Below are 776 nucleotides of genomic sequence, written 5' to 3'. Positions count from 1 at the left end.
ATTAGATTAAAAATTATAAGCAAACCCTAAATTTACATTGTAGTTATTATTAAAGTGTTTTGTAATACTCTTAGTTAAGTCTAAACCTATGCTTGTATTAGGACTAGGTTTATAATCAATTCTAAATTTAATTTCTAAGCCACTATCTTTTATTCTTTCAAAATTATAATCAATTCCATCGCTTACACTATTAATAGGACTATTGTTTAAATCTTTAATATAAGATGCTTCAGTTTTTAAACTTAGTTTATCATTTATATTAGCACCAGCTTTAATACCTACCTTTGTTGTGTATTGTATATCTTTTTTAGTTGATATATCTAATGCTTGGTTATTAATATTTATACTAGGATAATAAGTTGCAATTAATTTAATATTAGGCTCTAAGTAATAATTACTTCCAATCCTTTGTCCTAATTTAATCTTTGCTTGCCATATATTATCATATCTTGTAGTATCAATTAAGGCTATATCACTTTTATAATTACTTTTTAATGCTAAGAAATTTAAATCATAATCAATAAATGTTCCTTGATTAAAATTCATTCCAGCATAAATACCAATGCTATTTACATCAATATTAGTGCTTAGTGTTTTATTTGACTTTAGTTTAGACTTAGATGCTTTTATACCATATACTAAATTAAAATTATTAAAGTCTAATTTATTATCTACTCCTATATAAACTCTATTAGCTTTTAAGTTATTTGTATTAGTTTCTAAATAATTATAATCAGTATTTATCCAAAAACCTTTATTAGTTTCATTGTTTCTTA

1 protein-coding gene is annotated in these 776 nt (G+C 22.7%); it reads right to left on the bottom strand.

Annotation, left to right across the window (positions count from 1 at the left end; all coding sequences use genetic code 11):
* Nucleotides 1-6: 6 nt before the first annotated feature.
* A partial coding sequence (locus NY022_RS09545) for an autotransporter outer membrane beta-barrel domain-containing protein (protein ID WP_267525646.1) occupies nucleotides 7-776 on the bottom strand: 770 nt, incomplete at its 5' end.

Source organism: Campylobacter sp. MG1, from assembly GCF_026616895.1.
Lineage (GTDB): Bacteria > Campylobacterota > Campylobacteria > Campylobacterales > Campylobacteraceae > Campylobacter_E.
This window is presented reverse-complemented; position numbering and strand designations above follow the sequence as displayed.